This window comes from Micromonospora sp. NPDC049679 (assembly GCF_040659735.1).
Lineage (GTDB): Bacteria > Actinomycetota > Actinomycetes > Mycobacteriales > Micromonosporaceae > Micromonospora_I.
This window is the reverse complement of record NZ_JBFANZ010000036.1, coordinates 37,198-53,935: the sequence shown is the minus strand read 5'-3', so window position 1 is coordinate 53,935 and position 16,738 is coordinate 37,198. Positions and strand designations below refer to the sequence as shown.

The 16,738-nt window shown below is 69.3% G+C and carries 14 protein-coding genes and 3 pseudogenes; 7 read left to right on the top strand and 10 right to left on the bottom strand.

Features of this window, described 5'->3' with window-relative positions; genetic code table 11:
• Nucleotides 1–168 (top strand): annotated as a pseudogene (locus AB0J06_RS21075) (galactose-1-phosphate uridylyltransferase); the annotation flags it as partial.
• Nucleotides 169–212: 44 nt separating this feature from the next.
• Here AB0J06_RS21075 and AB0J06_RS21070 read toward each other — a convergent pair.
• The 8 genes from AB0J06_RS21070 to AB0J06_RS21035 all read right to left on the bottom strand — a co-directional run bounded on the left by AB0J06_RS21070 (nucleotide 213) and on the right by AB0J06_RS21035 (nucleotide 8,803).
• Nucleotides 213–2,237, bottom strand: a complete 2,025-nt coding sequence (locus AB0J06_RS21070; RefSeq protein ID WP_357430643.1) for an EAL domain-containing protein — start codon at nucleotides 2,235–2,237, stop codon at nucleotides 213–215.
• 163 nt (nucleotides 2,238–2,400) lie between these two features.
• A complete protein-coding gene (locus AB0J06_RS21065; protein WP_357430642.1) occupies nucleotides 2,401–3,423 on the bottom strand; it encodes a mechanosensitive ion channel domain-containing protein in 1,023 nt (340 codons plus the stop codon).
• Between the two features lie 230 nt (nucleotides 3,424–3,653).
• On the bottom strand, nucleotides 3,654–4,454 hold the full coding sequence (locus AB0J06_RS21060; protein ID WP_357430641.1) for a rhomboid family intramembrane serine protease: 801 nt from the start codon (nucleotides 4,452–4,454) through the stop codon (nucleotides 3,654–3,656).
• Nucleotides 4,455–4,515: 61 nt separating this feature from the next.
• Nucleotides 4,516–4,926: a hypothetical protein gene (locus AB0J06_RS21055; protein ID WP_357430640.1), complete on the bottom strand. Its 411-nt coding sequence runs from the start codon at nucleotides 4,924–4,926 to the stop codon at nucleotides 4,516–4,518.
• A gap of 45 nt (nucleotides 4,927–4,971) precedes the next feature.
• On the bottom strand, nucleotides 4,972–5,838 hold the full coding sequence (locus tag AB0J06_RS21050) for a universal stress protein (RefSeq protein WP_357430639.1): 867 nt from the start codon (nucleotides 5,836–5,838) through the stop codon (nucleotides 4,972–4,974).
• Nucleotides 5,839–5,881: 43 nt separating this feature from the next.
• Entirely contained in the window at nucleotides 5,882–6,766 is an 885-nt protein-coding gene (locus AB0J06_RS21045; protein WP_357430638.1) for a universal stress protein, read from the bottom strand.
• 141 nt (nucleotides 6,767–6,907) lie between these two features.
• On the bottom strand, nucleotides 6,908–7,711 hold the full coding sequence (locus AB0J06_RS21040; RefSeq protein WP_357430637.1) for a universal stress protein: 804 nt from the start codon (nucleotides 7,709–7,711) through the stop codon (nucleotides 6,908–6,910).
• A 252-nt stretch (nucleotides 7,712–7,963) separates the two neighbouring features.
• On the bottom strand, nucleotides 7,964–8,803 hold the full coding sequence (locus AB0J06_RS21035; protein WP_357430647.1) for a universal stress protein: 840 nt from the start codon (nucleotides 8,801–8,803) through the stop codon (nucleotides 7,964–7,966).
• A gap of 137 nt (nucleotides 8,804–8,940) precedes the next feature.
• Between AB0J06_RS21035 and AB0J06_RS21030 the strand changes: the two genes are divergently transcribed.
• From AB0J06_RS21030 to AB0J06_RS21010, 5 genes and pseudogenes are all read left to right on the top strand, one after another.
• Nucleotides 8,941–9,612, top strand: a complete 672-nt coding sequence (locus tag AB0J06_RS21030; protein ID WP_357430636.1) for an HAD family phosphatase — start codon at nucleotides 8,941–8,943, stop codon at nucleotides 9,610–9,612.
• A 73-nt stretch (nucleotides 9,613–9,685) separates the two neighbouring features.
• Entirely contained in the window at nucleotides 9,686–9,922 is a 237-nt protein-coding gene (locus tag AB0J06_RS21025; protein WP_357430635.1) for a helix-turn-helix domain-containing protein, read from the top strand.
• A pseudogene (locus AB0J06_RS21020) lies at nucleotides 9,919–10,113 on the top strand (Clp protease N-terminal domain-containing protein); the annotation flags it as partial. The gene AB0J06_RS21025 and the pseudogene AB0J06_RS21020, both read left to right, overlap by 4 nt.
• Before the next feature lie 180 nt (nucleotides 10,114–10,293).
• Nucleotides 10,294–10,473: pseudogene (locus AB0J06_RS21015) on the top strand (Clp protease N-terminal domain-containing protein); the annotation flags it as partial.
• 363 nt (nucleotides 10,474–10,836) lie between these two features.
• Nucleotides 10,837–11,952 carry a S1 family peptidase gene (locus AB0J06_RS21010; protein ID WP_357430634.1) on the top strand — a complete coding sequence of 372 codons (1,116 nt, stop codon included), beginning with the start codon at nucleotides 10,837–10,839 and terminating at the stop codon, nucleotides 11,950–11,952.
• Between the two features lie 161 nt (nucleotides 11,953–12,113).
• On the opposite strand, the gene AB0J06_RS21005 is transcribed toward AB0J06_RS21010, so the two are convergent.
• On the bottom strand, nucleotides 12,114–14,306 hold the full coding sequence (locus tag AB0J06_RS21005; protein ID WP_357430633.1) for a hypothetical protein: 2,193 nt from the start codon (nucleotides 14,304–14,306) through the stop codon (nucleotides 12,114–12,116).
• Between the two features lie 1,261 nt (nucleotides 14,307–15,567).
• Between AB0J06_RS21005 and AB0J06_RS21000 the strand changes: the two genes are divergently transcribed.
• Nucleotides 15,568–15,870 carry a hypothetical protein gene (locus tag AB0J06_RS21000; RefSeq protein WP_357430632.1) on the top strand — a complete coding sequence of 101 codons (303 nt, stop codon included), beginning with the start codon at nucleotides 15,568–15,570 and terminating at the stop codon, nucleotides 15,868–15,870.
• Between the two features lie 208 nt (nucleotides 15,871–16,078).
• Here the strand turns inward: AB0J06_RS21000 and AB0J06_RS20995 are convergent, their stop codons facing one another.
• Complete coding sequence (locus tag AB0J06_RS20995; protein WP_357430646.1) at nucleotides 16,079–16,354, bottom strand: hypothetical protein; 276 nt, start codon at nucleotides 16,352–16,354, stop codon at nucleotides 16,079–16,081.
• Nucleotides 16,355–16,738 lie beyond the last annotated feature (384 nt).

The window sequence follows — 16,738 nt, the reverse complement described above, 5'->3', positions numbered from 1 at the left end:
CGGGAGTTGGGTTATCTGCATCTGCAGTTGTTCAGTCCGCGGCGGGCGCCGGGCAAGCTGAAGTATCTTGCCGGTTCGGAGGCGGCGATGGGGGTCTTCGTCAACGACGTACGTCCGGAGGACGCCGCGCGGATGCTGCGCGACAGGGGCGTCGCTCGACTGATCTGACCGTGCCGGCTGGACGCGCACAGCGCAGGCGCGACAGCCGTTGATCAACCGCGAGCGAGGAGCCGGTCGACGGCCTCCGGAGCGAGTGGTCGGGCGAAGTGGAAACCCTGGGCCTGCCGATAGCCCATGTCGCGCAGTCGTTCCGCCTGCGCCGCGGCCTCCACGCCCTCGGCGATCACCTCGATTGCGAGGCTCTCCGCCAGTTGGACGACGGCGCTGGCGACCGCGGCCTTGCGGCCATCGACGGTGACATCGTCAACGAAGGATTTGTCGATCTTGATGATGTCGACGGGACAGTTCGCGAGGATCCCCAGCGACGACTGTCCGGTGCCGAAGTCGTCCAGCGCGACACGGACGCCCAGTTCGCGTACAGCGTGCAAGGTCGCCAACACGGCGCCGTCGTCGGCCATGGCGGTCTCGGTGAGCTCGATGACCAGGCCGGCGGGATCGAGTCCGGTTTCGGCGAGCACCTTCTGCAGTTCGACCGCGAACTGCGGTTCCCGGAGCTGATGGGCCGAGACGTTGACGTGCGTGGCGAACGCCGTGACACGCGGCGCCGCGCGCTGCCACCGGCTCGCCTGCCGGCAGGCCTGCTCGAGCACCCACCGGCCCAGTGGAATGATCAGACCGGTGCGCTCGGCGACCGGGACGAAGTCCGCCGGTGACACCGGCCCGCGGGTAGGATGCCGCCACCGCGCCAGCGCCTCCACACCGACCACGGCGCCGTCGGTGAGCTGGACGATCGGCTGATATTCCAGGTGCAGCTGCCCCTCGGTGAGGGCCTGCCGCAGCCCGTCGAGCAACGCCGCCTGTTCCACGACGCGGGCCTTCATCCCGGGGCGGTAGTAGGCGGCCCGGCACTTGCCCCCGTCCTTCGCCACGTACAGCGCGATGTCCGCGTTGCGCAGCAGGTCGGCGCCGCGGTCCCCGGGGCGGCCGTGGGCCACACCGATGCTGGCCCGCACGGCCAGGTGATGGCCGGCCGCCACCACCGGCTGGGTGAGCGCCGCGAGGACCCGCCGCACCAGCCGCTCGACCTCCGCCTCCCGCAGGCCATGCACGAGTACGGCGAACTCGTCCCCGCCCAGACGCGCCACCGTGTCGACCCCGCGTACGTGTCGGGACAACAGCTCCGTCGCGGTGACCAGAAGCTGATCGCCGACGTCGTGCCCCAGCGTGTCGTTGACCATCTTGAAGTCGTCGAGATCGATGAGCAGCACGGCCGGCGGGCGGTCACCGTGGTCGCCGGCGGCCGCCGCGTCGAGCTCGCGGGAGAACAACCCGCGGTTCGCCGCTCCGGTCAGCGGGTCCCGGTCGGCGAGCAGTTGCAGCTTCGCCTCCAGCGCCCGCCGGTCGGTGATGTCGAGGAGCGCCCCGGAGAGTCCCTGCACAGTGCCCCGCTCGTCGGTGATGACGCCCTTGTAGAACGTGACGTCATGCACCGATCCGTCCGCGTACCGCACCTGCGCTTCGTAGATCTGGCTGCCGCCCGCCTCGATCAGCGCCCGATCGGCTTCGGCGTACACCGCGGCCAGTTCGCTCGACCAGATCTCGTGGACCGTACGCCCGATGATCTGATCGCGCGGCACGCCGACGTACTCCTCGAAGGCCCGGTTGCAGGCGCCGTACACGCCGTCGGCGGCCTTGCTGAAGATGGGCGCCGGAATGTTGTCGATCGCGGTCTGCAACTGCTGAAGCGTCCGCGCGGTCTGCACGACGCCGGTCCCGGCGAGCAGCACGCTCACCGGTCCATCGAAGCCGGCGGTCTCCAGCTGGGCCAGCGCCGCGGCCGCGGCGGACAGCTCGGCGGCGGCCACCACGATCCGGTCCGGGCGTGCCTGTCTCCCGGTCGGTCCGTTCGTGGCCAGCAGGCACGACGCCTCCGCCGGTGAGATCCACGGCGGTGACCCCGGATCGGCGTGGCCGGCGGGCGCGAGCCCGTCGGCGCTGATCCTGAGTATGACGGGCTCGTCACGACAGCGGTCGTCGCGACGGGACGGTCCATCGCCGTCGCGGCCCGCGGGAAGCCGCCGGTCGGACGGATCCGTTTCCCGATCCGCGATGCTCACCCGGCAGGCCCTTCGTCTCAGAGGGAGAAACTCCGAGCTACCTATCGGCATGATCAACGCCGACGTTAAGGGCGGGCGTGACCGATCTCGCCGTCGACCGTCCCGCGCGGCGCACGGCGCGGATGAAGCCGTGGGGTTCTGCTGGAGGCCGAAAGGGCCCGTGTCAGGGTTGGTAGGCGCTGCGGGTGCGCGGCAGCCACTGGGGATGCTGATCGCGGAGGTATTTGATGAGCGCCTCGCGCAATTGGCAACGGAGCCACCAGACACGGGCGCCGTCCGGCGCGGACACCGCGATCCGGATCGTGACCCCCTGCGGGGTGGTCTCCGTCGTCTCAAGCACCCAGTACTGGTGGTCCCAGTTCTCGTTCGTTTCGAGCAGCCGCCCGGTCTCCGCACGCACGTTGTCGATGTCGGCCGTGTAGTCGAGCTGGAGTTCGATGGTGCCGATCACGCGGGATTCGTAGCGGGTCCAGTTCTGGTACGGCTTGGTGGTGAAGTAGGTCGTCGGCAGGACCAACCGACGTTCGTCCCAGCTCCGCACGATCACGTGGGTGAGCTGCACGTTCTCGACATGCCCCCACTCGCCTTCCAGCACGACGACGTCGTCGACGCGCAGGGCGTCGGTGAAGGCGATCTGGATGCCCGCCAGCACATGCGAGAGGGTGCCCTGCGCGGCGATGCCGAAAACGATGCTGGCCAGGCCGGCCGAGGCGAGCAGGGACTGCCCGACCACCCGGACCGGGGCGAAGGTCATCAACACGAAGGCGAGCGCCAGCACAGCGAGGAGCGAGGCGACCAGCCGGCGGATGATCTGGATCTGTGTCCGGAGCCGCCGGGCGCGCGGATTCTTCGCCAACTCCTGCACCGGGTAGCGGTGGATCAGTGCCTCCTCCACCACCCGCAACAGCTTCATCAAGGACCAGGCGACCGCGACGATCAGCAGAATCAGCAGCAGGTGCCGCAGCGGGCCCAACTGTTTGCGGGGCAGGCCGGTGAGGGGCAGCGCGACGTACATCGCGATGATCGCGAACAGGGCGGCCAACGACCGTTGATAGTTCTGCTTCGCCTCCGCGAGGTGCGCCTCGTAGCGGCGCCCCTTCAACGCCTTGAGCACCACCAGGACGAACAGCCAGGCCAGCACTCCGGCCCCGAGCCCGGCACCCAGCAGAATGAGCCACCCGCGCATCACCCGCGCCCCCGCCCATCGCGGCACGACAGCGGTGGCACGGTCGGGCCGGGTGCGCCCCGCTGCCGTCGTGGCACACATCGCTGCCCAAGTGGCAGCTTCCCGATCCCCGTCACCGGATGCCCCCGTCGCATGCGTTCCCGGATTGCCTCCGGCTCGGTCAACGACGCTTTCCGGCAGCGGCTACGTCCGGCCGCGCGCGTCGCGCGCGACACGTCCACGGCTCCTGGTCACGCCCGGACCCGACCGCTCCTTCGCGTCGTGCCCGGCGGACGCCGCTCACGCAGCGGCAGCGCGATCATCATGCCGACGACGAACCCGACCAGGTGGGCCAGGTACGCCACGGAACCGGCGTTGGAGACCGCGTACCCGGACGAGTAGAGCCACTGCAGTGCGAACCACAGCCCGAGCACGAACCAGGCCGGCAGGCGGAGCGGGATGAACAGCAGAATCGGCACCAGGCTCCACACCCGGGCCCGCGGAAAGAGCATCAGGTAGGCGCCGAGCACGCCGGAAACCGCACCGGACGCCCCGACCAGCGGCTGCGTCTGCGTCGCGTTGGCCAGCGCGAAGCCGTACGCCGCGGCGTATCCGCAGAAGAGGTAGAACAGCAGGAACCGCAGCCGTCCGAAACGGTCCTCGACGTTGTTGCCGAAGACCCAGAGGAAGAGCATGTTGCCGAGCAGGTGCAGCCAGCCGCCGTGCAGGAACATCGAGAACAGCACCGACAGGGCGGGGATCTTGTCGTACCACCGTCGTTCGATGACGCAACCGGGGCCGCCGGGTCCGACGCCCACCTCGCCGGTGGCGACCGTGGGCAGCGGCCGGTTGTCGACCAGCTCGCGAGGAACCGCGCCGTACCGCTCGTAGAACGCCTCCTGGCGGCAGAGCTCGCCGAGACTGTCGCGGGTGACGCCCGTGCTCGCCGCCGCGGGTGTCAGCAGGAACACGACAATGTTGACGCCGATCAGCAGCCAGGTGATCCAGGGCGTACGGCGTACCGGATTGATGTCATGGACCGGGACCACCACACGCCCTACTGTGCCGCAGCCGCCTCGTCGACGCGACCCCCTTTGTGGGCGTCCGGGGGTGTCAGCCCGGGACCGTGGCCCGCTCGGCAGGGCGGATGAGAACGGCCGCGGCGGCGAGCGCGACCAACCCGGCGACCGGCCAGAGCAGGCCGGGCGCCGCGCCGTACAGCGTCGTGCCGAGCAGCGGAGACAGGAGCATGCCGCCGATCGACGCGGCCGCGTACAGACTCTGGTAGCGCCCCACCGCGCCCGGCGGTGCCAGATCGGCCGCGCGGGCGGTGGCGGTGGGCTTGTAGAGCATCTCGCCGGCGGTCCCGACGAGCACCGCCACGAACGCGATGATGACGCCCGGCACGGCGCCGAGCACCAGCCAGCCCAGGCCGACCAGGAGATAACCGGCGCCGATCACGGATGACGCGTGGTGTCCGGCGAGGCGGCGGGCGATCCGTGGCTCCAGCAGCACGATCACCACGGCGCGGCCCCGACCTGTGCGGCTCCGCCGGACCCTGCTCCTGGACTACGAGCCGGCCACCAGGACCGGGCACTCCGCGTGCTGCACGAGCCGTTGGCTGACCGAGCCGAGCAGCAGCCCGGCGAAGCCACCGTGTCCACGTGACCCCACCACCATCAGCCCCGCGCCCCGGCTCGCCTCCACCAGCGCGTGCGCGGGATCAGGGCCACGCAGCAGGCTCTCCTCCACGAGGATCCCGGGACACCGCGCCTGCACGCTCGCCACCGCCGCGGCGACCAGTTCCGCGGCATCCGCCACCGCCGTCGCCTCGATGCCGGCATGCGTCTCACGCACCTCGCGGACCGTCTCTCCCCACCAGACATGCGCCACCACCAGCAGCCGTGACCGGCGCACCGCCTCGTCCGCCGCGTGCGTGAGCGCGGCGGCGCTCGTCGGCGACCCGTCGACGCCGACCATCACCGGTCCGGAGTGGTCGACCGGCCGGTCCGGGGGGCGCACCACCAGCACCGGGCAGTGCGCGTGGCTGGTCACCTGCGCGCCGACGGATCCGAGCAGCAGTTCGGCGAAGCCGCCCCGGCCGCGGTTGCCGACGACCACCAGGTCGGCGTGACGTGACTCCTCGACCAGCGTCGCCGCCCCGCCACCGGGCACCTGCCGCGTCTCCACGGTGAGCCCCGGCCAACTCCGGCGCAGCTGCGCGGCCGTGTCGGTCAGCATCCGCTGCGCGGGCTCGCTCGGGGTGGGCGTTTCGCCGTCGTACGGGTTGGTCGGCAGGCCGTAATCGGACGCGTGCAGGAAACCGTGCACCAGATGCAGCGGGCGGGACCGGGTGGTCGCCGCGTAGGCCGCGTGGTCCGCCGCGACGAGACTCGCCGGCGACCCGTCGACCCCGGCGATGACCGGTTGGCTCATGGCTCCTCCGTCTCGCCGTGCGCGCGCGGTCAGGACCGGTAGGTCACGGCTGTGGCTGCTGGACGATGGTGAGCGGACAGCAACCGTGGTGCAGCACCGCATGGCTCACCGCGCCGAGCCGCAGCCCGGGAAAGCCGCCGCGGCCGCGGGCGCCGACCACGAGCAGTTGCGCGCCTCCCGACTCCGTCACGAAGACCTTGGTCGCCCGCCCCTGGACGAGCCGGTGGGTGATCGGCACCTGCGGATAGCGTTCGCGCCACCCCGCCACCGTCGCGGCGAGCGCCACGTTCTCGTCGGCGTCGAGCGCGTCGATGTCGGAGACCGGCGCCTGCGGTTGACCGAACGCGGCGGGCAGTGACTGGGTCCGGGCGTGCAGCACCACGACGGCGGCCCCGCGCAGCGCGGCCTCCTCGACGGCGAATCCGACGGCCAGTTCCGACAGGGGTGAGCCGTCGACCCCGACGACGACGGGACCGTCGGCGCGGTCGTCGCCGCGCGCGACCATCACGGGACACGCGGCGTGCGCGGCGACCTGGGTGGCGACCGAGCCGATCAGCGCGCCGGCGATGGCACCGAGCCCCTGGTAGCCGAGGACGAGCAGGGCGGCCCGCCGCGACTCGCGGAGCAGCACCGGCGCGGGGGAGCCGTCGACGATTGCGTGGATCACCACCCGGTCCGGCGCCGCGCGGGTGGCCTCGCCGACCGCTTCGGCGAGGATGTGCTCGGCCTGGTTACGTAGGCCGCCATCGGGTGGTCCGGCCGGAGCGGGACCGAGCGGCACCTTCAGCTGCGGCCAGATGAACGCGTGCACCACTCGCAGCGGGCGGCGCCGCAGGGCGGCCTCGCGTGCGGCCAACCGGACCGCGGCGAGTGCGGACGGCGAACCGTCCACACCGACGACGACGGGCGCACCGGTCTCGGTACTCATCGATCCCACCTCCGCCGACCGGGTGCAGAGCTGAGGCCGGCGACCCCGTCGGTCACCGTCTCACCATAGCCGTGAGCGAGCTGCGGTTTGCCCAGTTCGCGGGCTTGACGGGTGCGGGGGCGGACGGTGGGTGACCGGCGGTCAGCGGGCGACGGCCACCGGGCAGGCTGCATGGTGCAGCATGGCCTGGGTCACCGAGCCGAGCAGCCGCGCCTGCCAGCCGCGGGCCCCGACGACCAGCAGTTGCGCCTCGCGGGACAGTTCGCCGAGGGCCACGTCCGCGCGGCCGGCGACCGGGCGTCGCTCGACCGGCACGTCGGGGTGGCGCGTGAGCCAGGGCGCGAGCGCGCCGTCGAGCAGTGGGTCGCCGTCGGTCGGTGCTCCGCTCGCGCCGGCGTGCACCACGATCAACGGCGCGCGCCGCAGCGCCGCCTCCTCGAAGGCCAGGTCGAGCGTGGGCGCCATCCAGGGCGAGCCGTCCACCCCGACGACGACGGGCGCACGGGGCCGCTCCGAACCGTCGGTGACGATGACGGGGCATCCGGCCCGGGCGGAGACCTGCACCGCCACCGAGTCGACCGGCATGCTGACGGACGCCCGGAGGGTCTCGTTGCCGAGCACCAGCAGCGCGGCCCGCGCGGAGAGATTCAGCAGCGTGGGGAGCGGCGCGGCGTCGACGACCTCGCCCGACACGGGCAGCGCGGGTCGGTCGGCGCGGGCCTCGGCGACCGCGTCCGCGACGATCCGCTCGGCGTCCTGACGTGGCGATCCGTAGTCGCCACCGGGAGCGTCGGGTGGTGCGAACGGTGGCCAGACGAATGCGTGTACGACGTGCAGCCGGCGCTTGCGCAACAGGGCCTCCCTCCGCGCGAGCCGTACGGCGGGAAATTGGGCTTTCGTCGCTTTGACCCCGACCACGACGGGGAGTCTCTCTCCGCTGTCCACCACGATCACCTCCGGGTGCGCTTGAGCACCGGATCCACCGGCCTCCCCAATCATCGCTGGCACTCGATGGTGTGGACCACCGTTGCGGGGGGCCAGATCTCGGGTCAAACGCCGGAGATCGGCGATCGGTGCGGTCGAAGCGCTTCCACAGTGGATGACCAGAGCGGATGTCGACCTGCGCGGCGTCGGCGCGGTCGCGACGGAGGGCGGACGCGTTCCACGATGGACATCAGCCTCAGCTGGTGAACCGCGCTAGACGATGGCGGGGATGTCCCGCACGATCACCACCGGGCAGGGGGAGTGGTGCAGCACGGCCTGGGCGACCGGCCCGAGCGGTCCGCGCAGGGGGTGCTCGCCCCGCGCGCCGACCACCAGCAGTCCCGCGGACTGCGACTGCGCGACCATGACGGCGGCGGGTTCGCCGGGCAGGACCTGCCGGCGGGTGGAGACGCCCGGGTGCTTCTCCTGCCACGGTCCCACCGCCTCGGCGAGCTGCGCCGCGGTGACGTCATCCGCGTCGGGTGAGTCGCCGTCGGTGACCCGGACGACCACGAGTTCGGCATGGCGGTGCGAGGCGGCCTCGAACGCGAATTCGAGCGCGCGCTCGCCTCCGGCCGAGCGGTCCACGCCCACCACGACCGGCCCGAGACCGCAGCGCTGCTCCCCGCGCGCGAGCATCACGGTGCAGTTGGCCCGCGCCGCGAGCTGTACCGCCGGGGCGTCCATCGGCAGGCAGGTGTGGTGCGAAAGGTCCCCGTCGCCCATCACGATGAGCCCGGCGAGGTGCGACTCGCGCAGCAGCGTGGCGGTCAGGGTGCCCTCGCCGATCTCGACCGAGGTGTCGATCCGGGGAGCGACCTCGGCGGCGACCGCGGTCGCGCGGCCGACCAGCGCCTCCGCCGCCGGCCGCAGCTCGCCGTCCGGCGGCGCCGACCCGTCGGGGATCCAGTTGAGCGCGTGCACCAGTCGGAGCGGACGGCGCTGCAGGGCCGCCTCACGCGCGGCCAGTCGGACCGCGCTGAGACTGGATGCCGAATCGTCCACGCCGACCGCGATCCGGCTTTCCGCTCGCTGTGGATGCTGAGTTGGCATCATGCCCCCTAGCTTGGGCGCGCCTTCCACTCCGGCGCTGCCGGCCCTGCCGCCGTGGTGCCCGTACCGCCAGGCCGAGGGTATCGGCCGGGGGAGGTACGGCGCCGCGAAACGGTGAGCCAGGGCAGGATGGAGCCATGATCGCTGCGGTTGTCTTCGACCTCGACGGTGTGCTCGTCGATTCCGAGCCGGTGTGGGAAGAGGTGCGGCGGGCGTACGTCGCCGAGACGGGCGGATCGTGGTTAGCGGAGACGCAGCGACGGTTGATGGGGATGAGCACGGGTGAGTGGTCCTGTTACCTGAGCGGCGATCTCGGCGTCGGCCGCGATCCGGAGCGCGTCGCGGTCGAGGTGATCGGGCGGATGGCGGAGCGCTACCAGGAGCGTCTGCCGTTGGTGCCGGGTGCCGCCGGGGCGGTCCGGCGGCTCGCCGCCCGTTATCCGCTCGCGCTGGCCAGCTCGTCGCCGCGGCTTCTGATCGATCGGGTGCTGCAGGCGGCCGGGCTCACCGACGACTTCGCCGTGACGGTCTCGACCGAGGAGGTGGCGGCGGGGAAGCCGTCGCCGGACGTCTATCTCGCGGCGGCGGCGGGTCTCGGGATCGCCCCGGAGCGGTGCGCCGCGGTGGAGGATTCGAGCAACGGGCTTCGCTCCGCGGCGGCGGCCGGGTTGGCGGTGATCGCGTTGCCCCATCCCACGTACCCGCCGGCGCCCGACGCGCTCGCCTCGGCGGACCTGGTCATCACGACGCTGGACGAGCTGACGCCCGAGGCCGTCGCCGGCCTCGCTTCCGACCGGACCGCGCGCTGACGTAGGCCGCCGGCGCTGCCTTCTATTGTCAACCAGGGTTGACAAAGTTCGCCTGTCAACCTAGGTTGACACTATGAGTCACGCAACGGAACTGGCCGCGGCGGCCGCGAGCACCGATCCCCGGATCGGGCTGCGTGCCGTGCTCGCCCTGCGCCGTCTGTTGGAGAGCCTGGAGATCGTGCAGGTCGACAACGCCCGGCGCCAGGGGTGGTCCTGGCAGGAGATCGCCGACGCGCTCGAGGTCAGCAGGCAGGGAGTCCATAAGAAGCACGCCGGCCGCGCGCCGGCGCGCACCTCTCGGGAGGCATGATGTTCGAACGGTTCACCAATCGTGCCCGCGAGGTCGTCACGCGCGCGGTCACCGAGGCCGAACGCCTCGAACACGACCTGGTCGGCACCGAGCACCTTCTGCTCGCCCTGCTCGGCGACGACGCCGGTCTCGGCGTGACGGTCCTGCGAGATGCCGGGGTCGACGCCGATGACCTGCGCGCGCGGATCGAGCGACATGTCGGGCGGGGGCCGCGCGTGCTCGGCGACGCCGACGCCGCCGCGCTACGCGAGATCGGTATCGATCTCGACGCGGTACGGGCGAAGATCGAGGCGACCTTCGGCGCCGGGGCCCTCCGGCCGCCGGCCGACCCTCCGCGGTGGGGGTTGCGGCGCTGGCGCCGCGGTGGTCGCTTCTCGCCCCGCGCGAAGAAGGTGCTGGAGTTGTCGTTGCGTGAGGCGCTGCACCTCAAGCACAACTACATCGGTACCGAGCACATCCTGCTCGGGCTGGTGCGCGAGGGCGAGGGGCTCGCGGCGCTCGTTCTCACCGAGGCCGGTGTCGACCTGGCCGACCTTCGTCGCCGCGTTCTCGACGCCCTCCGCGCGGCGGCCTGATCCTCCGGGCGCCTGAACCCCGGGGTCCGGTGGGCCCGAGACCGTCCCGCTGGTTCCGCACCGCCCGCAGCATGACTTTCCAGCGCCGGCATTCCATCCCGGGATGCCGGCGCTGTCCTCACCCGAACGGGTGCCCGGCGGGAGGGGAACGCGGGGCCGGGTGATGTCCGATCCGCTGGTTAATGCAGATGGTGCACGTCTTGATATGACATGAAAGTGATGTACTGCCATGCATACATGCGGATTAGCGTTACGAACCTGACGGCGTTGCCACATTAGCCGGTTAACCGGGGTTAATGCGCGCGCACCGTTCCTTACCCCCCTATGAAGGGACCGTCAATGCGCAGACTCGCGTCCGCCGCGGCAGCCACGCTGTTCGCAGCAGGCATCGTCGCCGCGTTCCACCAGCCGGCCACCGCCGCCGCCCCGACCGAGGACCCGGCCGCCGGCGTCTCGGCCGAGGTCTTCACCGCCATGCAGCGCGACCTGGGCCTCAACGTCGACCAGGCCAAGGCCCGGCTGCGCAGCGACGCCAAGGCCGCCCGCACCGAGCAGACGATGCGCGGCAGCCTCGGCAACCGCTTCGGCGGCGCCTGGGTGCGCCCCGACGGCGCGCTCGCCGTCGCGATCACCGACGCGTCGCAGGCCGCCAAGGTCCGTGCCGCCGGCGCGACCCCGACGGTGGTGAGCCGCAGCGAGGCCAGCCTCAACGCCCTCAAGGACACCCTGGACGCCCGCACGGCGCCGAAGTCGGTGACCGGCTGGTACGTCGACGTCGCCAGCAACACCGTGGTCGTCGAGACCGTCAAGGGCGGCGAGGCCGCGGCCAAGGCGTTCGCGGGCAGCAGCGACGCGGTCCGGGTCACCGTGGTCAACGAGGCCCCGAAGACCCTCTACAACTTCTACGGCGGCGACGCCTACTACATCGGCGGCGGGCGCTGCTCCGTCGGCTTCGCGGTCTCCGGCGGCTTCGTCAGCGCCGGCCACTGCGGCAGGACCGGCCAGGCCGTCAGCGGCAGCAACCAGGTCGCCATGGGCAGCTTCGCCGGCTCGTCCTTCCCCGGCAACGACTACTCCTGGGTGCGCACCAACTCCAGCTGGGTCGGAAAGGGCTCGGTCAACCAGTACAACGGCTACGCGGTCGCGGTGAAGGGCTCCTCGGCGGCGGCGGTCGGCGCCTCGGTCTGCCGCTCCGGCTCCACCACCGGGTGGCGCTGCGGCACCATCCAGTCAAAGAACCAGTCCATCCAGTACGCAGAGGGCACCGTCAGCGGTATGACCCGGACCAACGCCTGCGCCGAGCCGGGCGACTCGGGCGGCTCGTGGATCTCGGGCAACCAGGCCCAGGGCGTCACCTCCGGCGGCTCGGGGAACTGCTCCTCCGGCGGCACCACCTACTTCCAGCCGGTGGGCGAGATCCTCAGCGCGTACGGGCTGAGCCTCACCACCTCCTGATCCACGCGTAACACCGATGGGGCCGGCGCATGCCGGCCCCATCGGTCGTACGCAGGAGGTAGAGGTTTGAATCTTCAGTCTCACCGCAGGTGAAAGGCGTACCCGGTCGGCTGCCGGCGGTGTCCGGCGGCGATGTTGTCCACAGTTTCTCCGGTAGGCGGTCAGCGTTCCGTGTTCCAGAGGGCGCGGCTTTGGTTCAGTTCGTCCTCGGTCAGGTTCAGGTCGCCTTCCACCGCGATCATCGTTGTGTCCCACTCCCGGTAGCCATCGTGGCGCGGAGTCAGAAGGACTCCAATCGATGTTGTTTCGGACACCGACCCAAGATCGCCTCGTTCGTGGTGTCGAAGCAGCAGCCACGATTTGAAAGCCGCCTGGGTAACGTCCGACAGGGTGGAACAAACACCAAAGCCCAGTTGAGCTCCATTCCCGCTGGCCCGAAAGGTTCTGAATCGCCATGATGTGCTCCCTGGCTCAGTCCGCCTAGCAGAACTCAATCCGTCGAGCAGCAACCGCCCGAGTTCCGTCCGGTAGCCAACAGGCAATCCATCAATGGCCGCTAGAACGCGGAGCCTGTCCTCTTCGGAGCGTTCGTCGAGGCGCGTGGTCGCTATGTCCTCACACATGATCCGGACCATGCCGTGTGCTTCATCGTCGTCGCTTCCGGCTGGCGCACTCGGTAGGAACGGCACCGAATGTAACTCCCCTAGTCCCCGTAGGGCTGGATCAACGTTGGACGGAGCTGCAGCATCGGCTGAGGCCAACTCGTAGTATCGCTGCGGCTCGCCGCCGAGGAACTCAGCGGAGGTTTTGATCCTATGCAAGTAGTCGATCACAGCGTGTGAAGAGCGAAGCTGGCTGAAGAGAAATTCCCAGTCGCGACGAAGCAACACTACGGACGGTGTGCGACTCTCAAGGTCCGGGATGCGATAGTCATGCGGTGGGCTAGGGTGGTCAATAATGACTACGCCAATCCAACGGATAGCGCCTCCGTTGATCGAGATATTGCGGCCTCGGCCGTTCTCCATCTCGGTCATCTTCGCCGATAGCCGTCGAGCCGTGCCGCTGACTTGTCCGGTTGCCTTTTTGATTTGCTTACTGACCCATCGGGCTTCCTGGGAGGGGTCATCCGGATCGGCGTCACGGCTTTTTACCTGAATAATCGCTCCAAGGTTACCGACGATGATGAGTCCGTCGCTGATTTCGCGGACACCGGACCCCTTTCGTTCGACATGTGGGCGCATGACGAAGTCGGGAAGGCCCCAGGTTGCTGCAGCCTCTTGAGTTGCCCGTTCCGCCGCAGGGCCACGCTTGATGTGGTGTCGCAGAGGAGTTGCGTCAGGAATGACACGTTCATAGACGCCGTCCGGGGTGGCAACGATCAGGGTAAGATCGTCAGCTCCTGCAACAATGCCCAGTCCGAGATCAGACGCTGCAAGGCCGGTCAGTTCCTCCTCGGTCCATCGCCGGTCTGACCGGCTTGCCTGGATCCATGTCTCGCGTGGGTCGGTACCGGCCTCAGGGATCCGTCTTGCCCCCGGGGCCTTGTGGGCGAGCCACCAAAAGGAGACGGCAAATCGTGTAACGATGTCTATGACCGAGTTCAGGCGTTCATCGAATGTGTCCCCCACCTCGCGCGAAATGAATCCATCGGGGAATGCGAGATCTACGTAGCTTCCCGCATGGCCGTCAACTGATAGGCCCGGCCTATAGGCTGTCAGCTTGTATTGCGCCACCACTCGTTCGTCGTCAAGCTCGCCGGGCTCCTGGGCCTCGAGGCAGTCCACTTGAGTCGGTTCTTCCACGTGGAGCCGTGGTTCGATCGGCGTTACCCACGCACCTACTCTCGATCCTTCCTCGAGTCGGTTTGTCCAGTCGAGGAGCTGACTCAGTCCAGACCGAAATCGTTCGATACGTTCATCCACTGGCACGCGTTGAAAGGGCTGACAATCCCGAATCATCTCATACTGGAGCTGCAGTATCCCGTCAATGCAAGACTCTGCCAACAGGCCATGGAAGTTCTCCAGGGAGTCCGCCATCGGGAAAAAGCGAGGTAGATCAGCATTTCGTGGTCGCCTGAGGATACTGAACATCTCCACCGACTCCACTACAAGGGAATCCAAGCAAGACCACAGCTCTTTCACGCATGATGCGAATACAGCGGTGAGCTGCTCTCGAGCGCCCGCTGGCCAGTCAGCGTAGACAACGATGCGACCCGTGGCGTTGGGGTCGGTGATCACCCTGACGTCGGCGAGATCGGCATCAAGAAGGCCATGCCAAATGGAGGCCAGTTCGGACTTCGCCTGGCGCGCAGCCTCCAGGTGTGCCGACGCCTGCGGGTAGAGCTCAGCGATCACGTTGGCAACGTTATCGCTTGCCACCGGCAGCGAGCCTGGCCGACATCGAGGCAGGATGCGGCGAAGGTGCGGTTTGGGGAAAGGTCAGGCTGCGACCACTGTGCACGGGCCGACAACAGCAGTTACCCGTCGTCAAAGCGGTGCAGCGGCGGCGCGGCCTCCAGTGCTGCAGTTTCCGCAGCTAAGGGCTGCTGACATGAGCCTTCCGTCGATTGCTCTACCCTGAGGCCACGTCATTACGGCCGCCGCCCAGGCCGAAAACCGCTGCGCAGGTCCCAGCGCTCGCTGGGTGAATCGACGATCGTTGTGCCACGTTAAGCCTTCCTCGCGTCACCAAAACCGATGAAACTGCCCTGACAGTCGGAAGTCGCCGAGCCGTTGGCACTGGCGGCCGACCGCAACTGGTGCTGTCGTCCCTACTCGTTGTCGTGCTGCACTGCGCTGATGCGAACTGGTCTGACGTGGTGGGCGCGTTGGCGTTCCGACGGGTTGGGCGGCGCGTAAATCGGCGGGTGTAAGTGAGACGCTGCTCTGGCAGGGCAAGCTTCCGCGCGGGCGGCCGCTGACTCGGCCCGGCAGGGCTGCGGAACTTTCAGGAAGTCGACCTGAACGCGGTGCCGATCAGCGATCAGGCTCAAAAGCAGGCGCCGATGGATCTCCTGACACGTTTGGAGGAGACCGACGTGAGTGAGGAGGCGACACAGGAGGAGATCGACGTGGCGAAGGCAGATGCCAGCCGGGAGATGGGCTGGTGAACCGGTCTGACGAGATCGAGCAGGGGTTGTCGACAGCCACGGTGACAGCAATGAGGCGCGACGAGGGGAGCCCCGGCGGCTGGGGCACTGCGGTTCTTGGCGGCGTACTGACTATTTGCGCTCGTCCGTGTGGCCGCTAGTCCCGTACTTCGAGTTGCTCTACAGTCGCCCGCGATGCCTTTAGCAAACGGAGCGTGAAGGCGTCCCAACCCAGAGAGACGGAAACAATGGAGCCTTCTATCCCGCCTGTACCGCCGGCGAACGACGGACCGCCAGCCGACGAGCAGCCGCCACCGGGCGCCGCCGCCTCACCGGGAGTTGCACCCCAGCGACCGATTCAGCCATGGATCATTCTGGGTGCCGGCGCGGCTGCCATGGTCGGCTCGTTTCTGCCCTGGGCCAGCGTCACCGCCCCGTTCGTGGGCACGATCAGCAAATCGGGTGTGGACGGCTCCGATGGCTGAATCACGGCAGCACTCGGACTGATCCTGACCGGGTACAGCACCATGATCCTGCGCGGGCAGCGCGTACCAAGCGCCGTGCCGATCCTCGCTGTCCTTGCTTCTGTTGCCCTGCTTGGTCTCGGCGTATGGACGGTTGCTGACCTGTCATCGGCTGAGGAAAACGTGCGGGAAGAAATGGCCAGGGCCTCGAAAGACGACGTCTTCGGCATCGGTGAGTCGATGAGTAAGGCCGTCCAGATGAAGGTCGGATTTGGGCTATGGCTGATCACGCTGGCCGGCCTGGCGGGCTCGGTAACGACGATCCTGATGCTGGTGACAGGCCGCCGCACCATGCAGCAGGCGTAGCGGGCACCGGTCCCAGGGTCTTCGACGGCCATTGCTACGTCGGTGTCAGCGAGAAGTCTGCGAAGGCAACGCCAGCCGTGTTACCCGGATGTCTCGTGAGTTGCACCAGACGGAGCGATGGACATCGGGCGGGCGCGGAACGGGTCCTATACCCGCCTTGACATGGAACAGGCCACTTCGGCGGGCGTCTTCGCGGTGACCGTCGGGCCTACGGCATTCGCCTCGATCCGGGACGGGTCCAGCCGATGAATCGGGTGAAGAGCGTGCCCGAGTCCGGTGTTTCGAGGGGGCTGATCGCGTACAGGTCCGCCACGGCCTCGTGCAACTGTGCGCACAGGTATACCGCGAGGCCGACGGGGTTGCGGGCGTACGACCGGGTCAGGGCGAGTTTCGCACGGCCGCACGGCCATGGGTGCGCGCACGTGCGGCACAGCCATAAGGGGCGTTGCGGGAGGTGTGCGCGGGCGCTGGAGGTCAACACCAGTGGCGTCCAGCGTTGGCGCGGAACTGCTGGGCGGGCGTGAGTCTGCCGGGGTCGCCGGGGCGAGGGGTGGCGACGGTGGCGGCGTTCCATGCGGGCGCCTGCCTTACGCGATCGGCGAGGTCGTCGTCTGTCGGGAAGCGCAGCCGGCGGATCGGGGGTTGGCTGCCGCTGTCGAGACAAGGCCAGCGGACACCGCAGGTGCAGTATCGCCACAGCCGACGCCAGTCGCGGCGATGACGCTGGGCCGACGCTGTTAGCCGGTGCACCTCATACTCCCTTCACTGAGCCGTGAGCGCGGGCAGCGTTTGCGGTCGAGAGCAGGGGGACCCTTCGACTAGCGGCCGTACGCATTTCGAGGTGAGATGCAGTCCCCGGCGCGGCGCG

Coding starts and splice junctions, on each gene's coding strand:
- AB0J06_RS21065 (WP_357430642.1), bottom strand. CDS start 3,423: ATGCGCGGGTGGCTCATTCTGCTGGGTGCCGGGCTCGGGGCCGGAGTG.
- AB0J06_RS21050 (WP_357430639.1), bottom strand. CDS start 5,838: ATGAGCCAACCGGTCATCGCCGGGGTCGACGGGTCGCCGGCGAGTCTC.
- AB0J06_RS21045 (WP_357430638.1), bottom strand. CDS start 6,766: ATGAGTACCGAGACCGGTGCGCCCGTCGTCGTCGGTGTGGACGGTTCG.
- AB0J06_RS21035 (WP_357430647.1), bottom strand. CDS start 8,803: ATGCCAACTCAGCATCCACAGCGAGCGGAAAGCCGGATCGCGGTCGGC.
- AB0J06_RS21030 (WP_357430636.1), top strand. CDS start 8,941: ATGATCGCTGCGGTTGTCTTCGACCTCGACGGTGTGCTCGTCGATTCC.
- AB0J06_RS21025 (WP_357430635.1), top strand. CDS start 9,686: ATGAGTCACGCAACGGAACTGGCCGCGGCGGCCGCGAGCACCGATCCC.
- AB0J06_RS21010 (WP_357430634.1), top strand. CDS start 10,837: ATGCGCAGACTCGCGTCCGCCGCGGCAGCCACGCTGTTCGCAGCAGGC.
- AB0J06_RS21000 (WP_357430632.1), top strand. CDS start 15,568: ATGATCCTGCGCGGGCAGCGCGTACCAAGCGCCGTGCCGATCCTCGCT.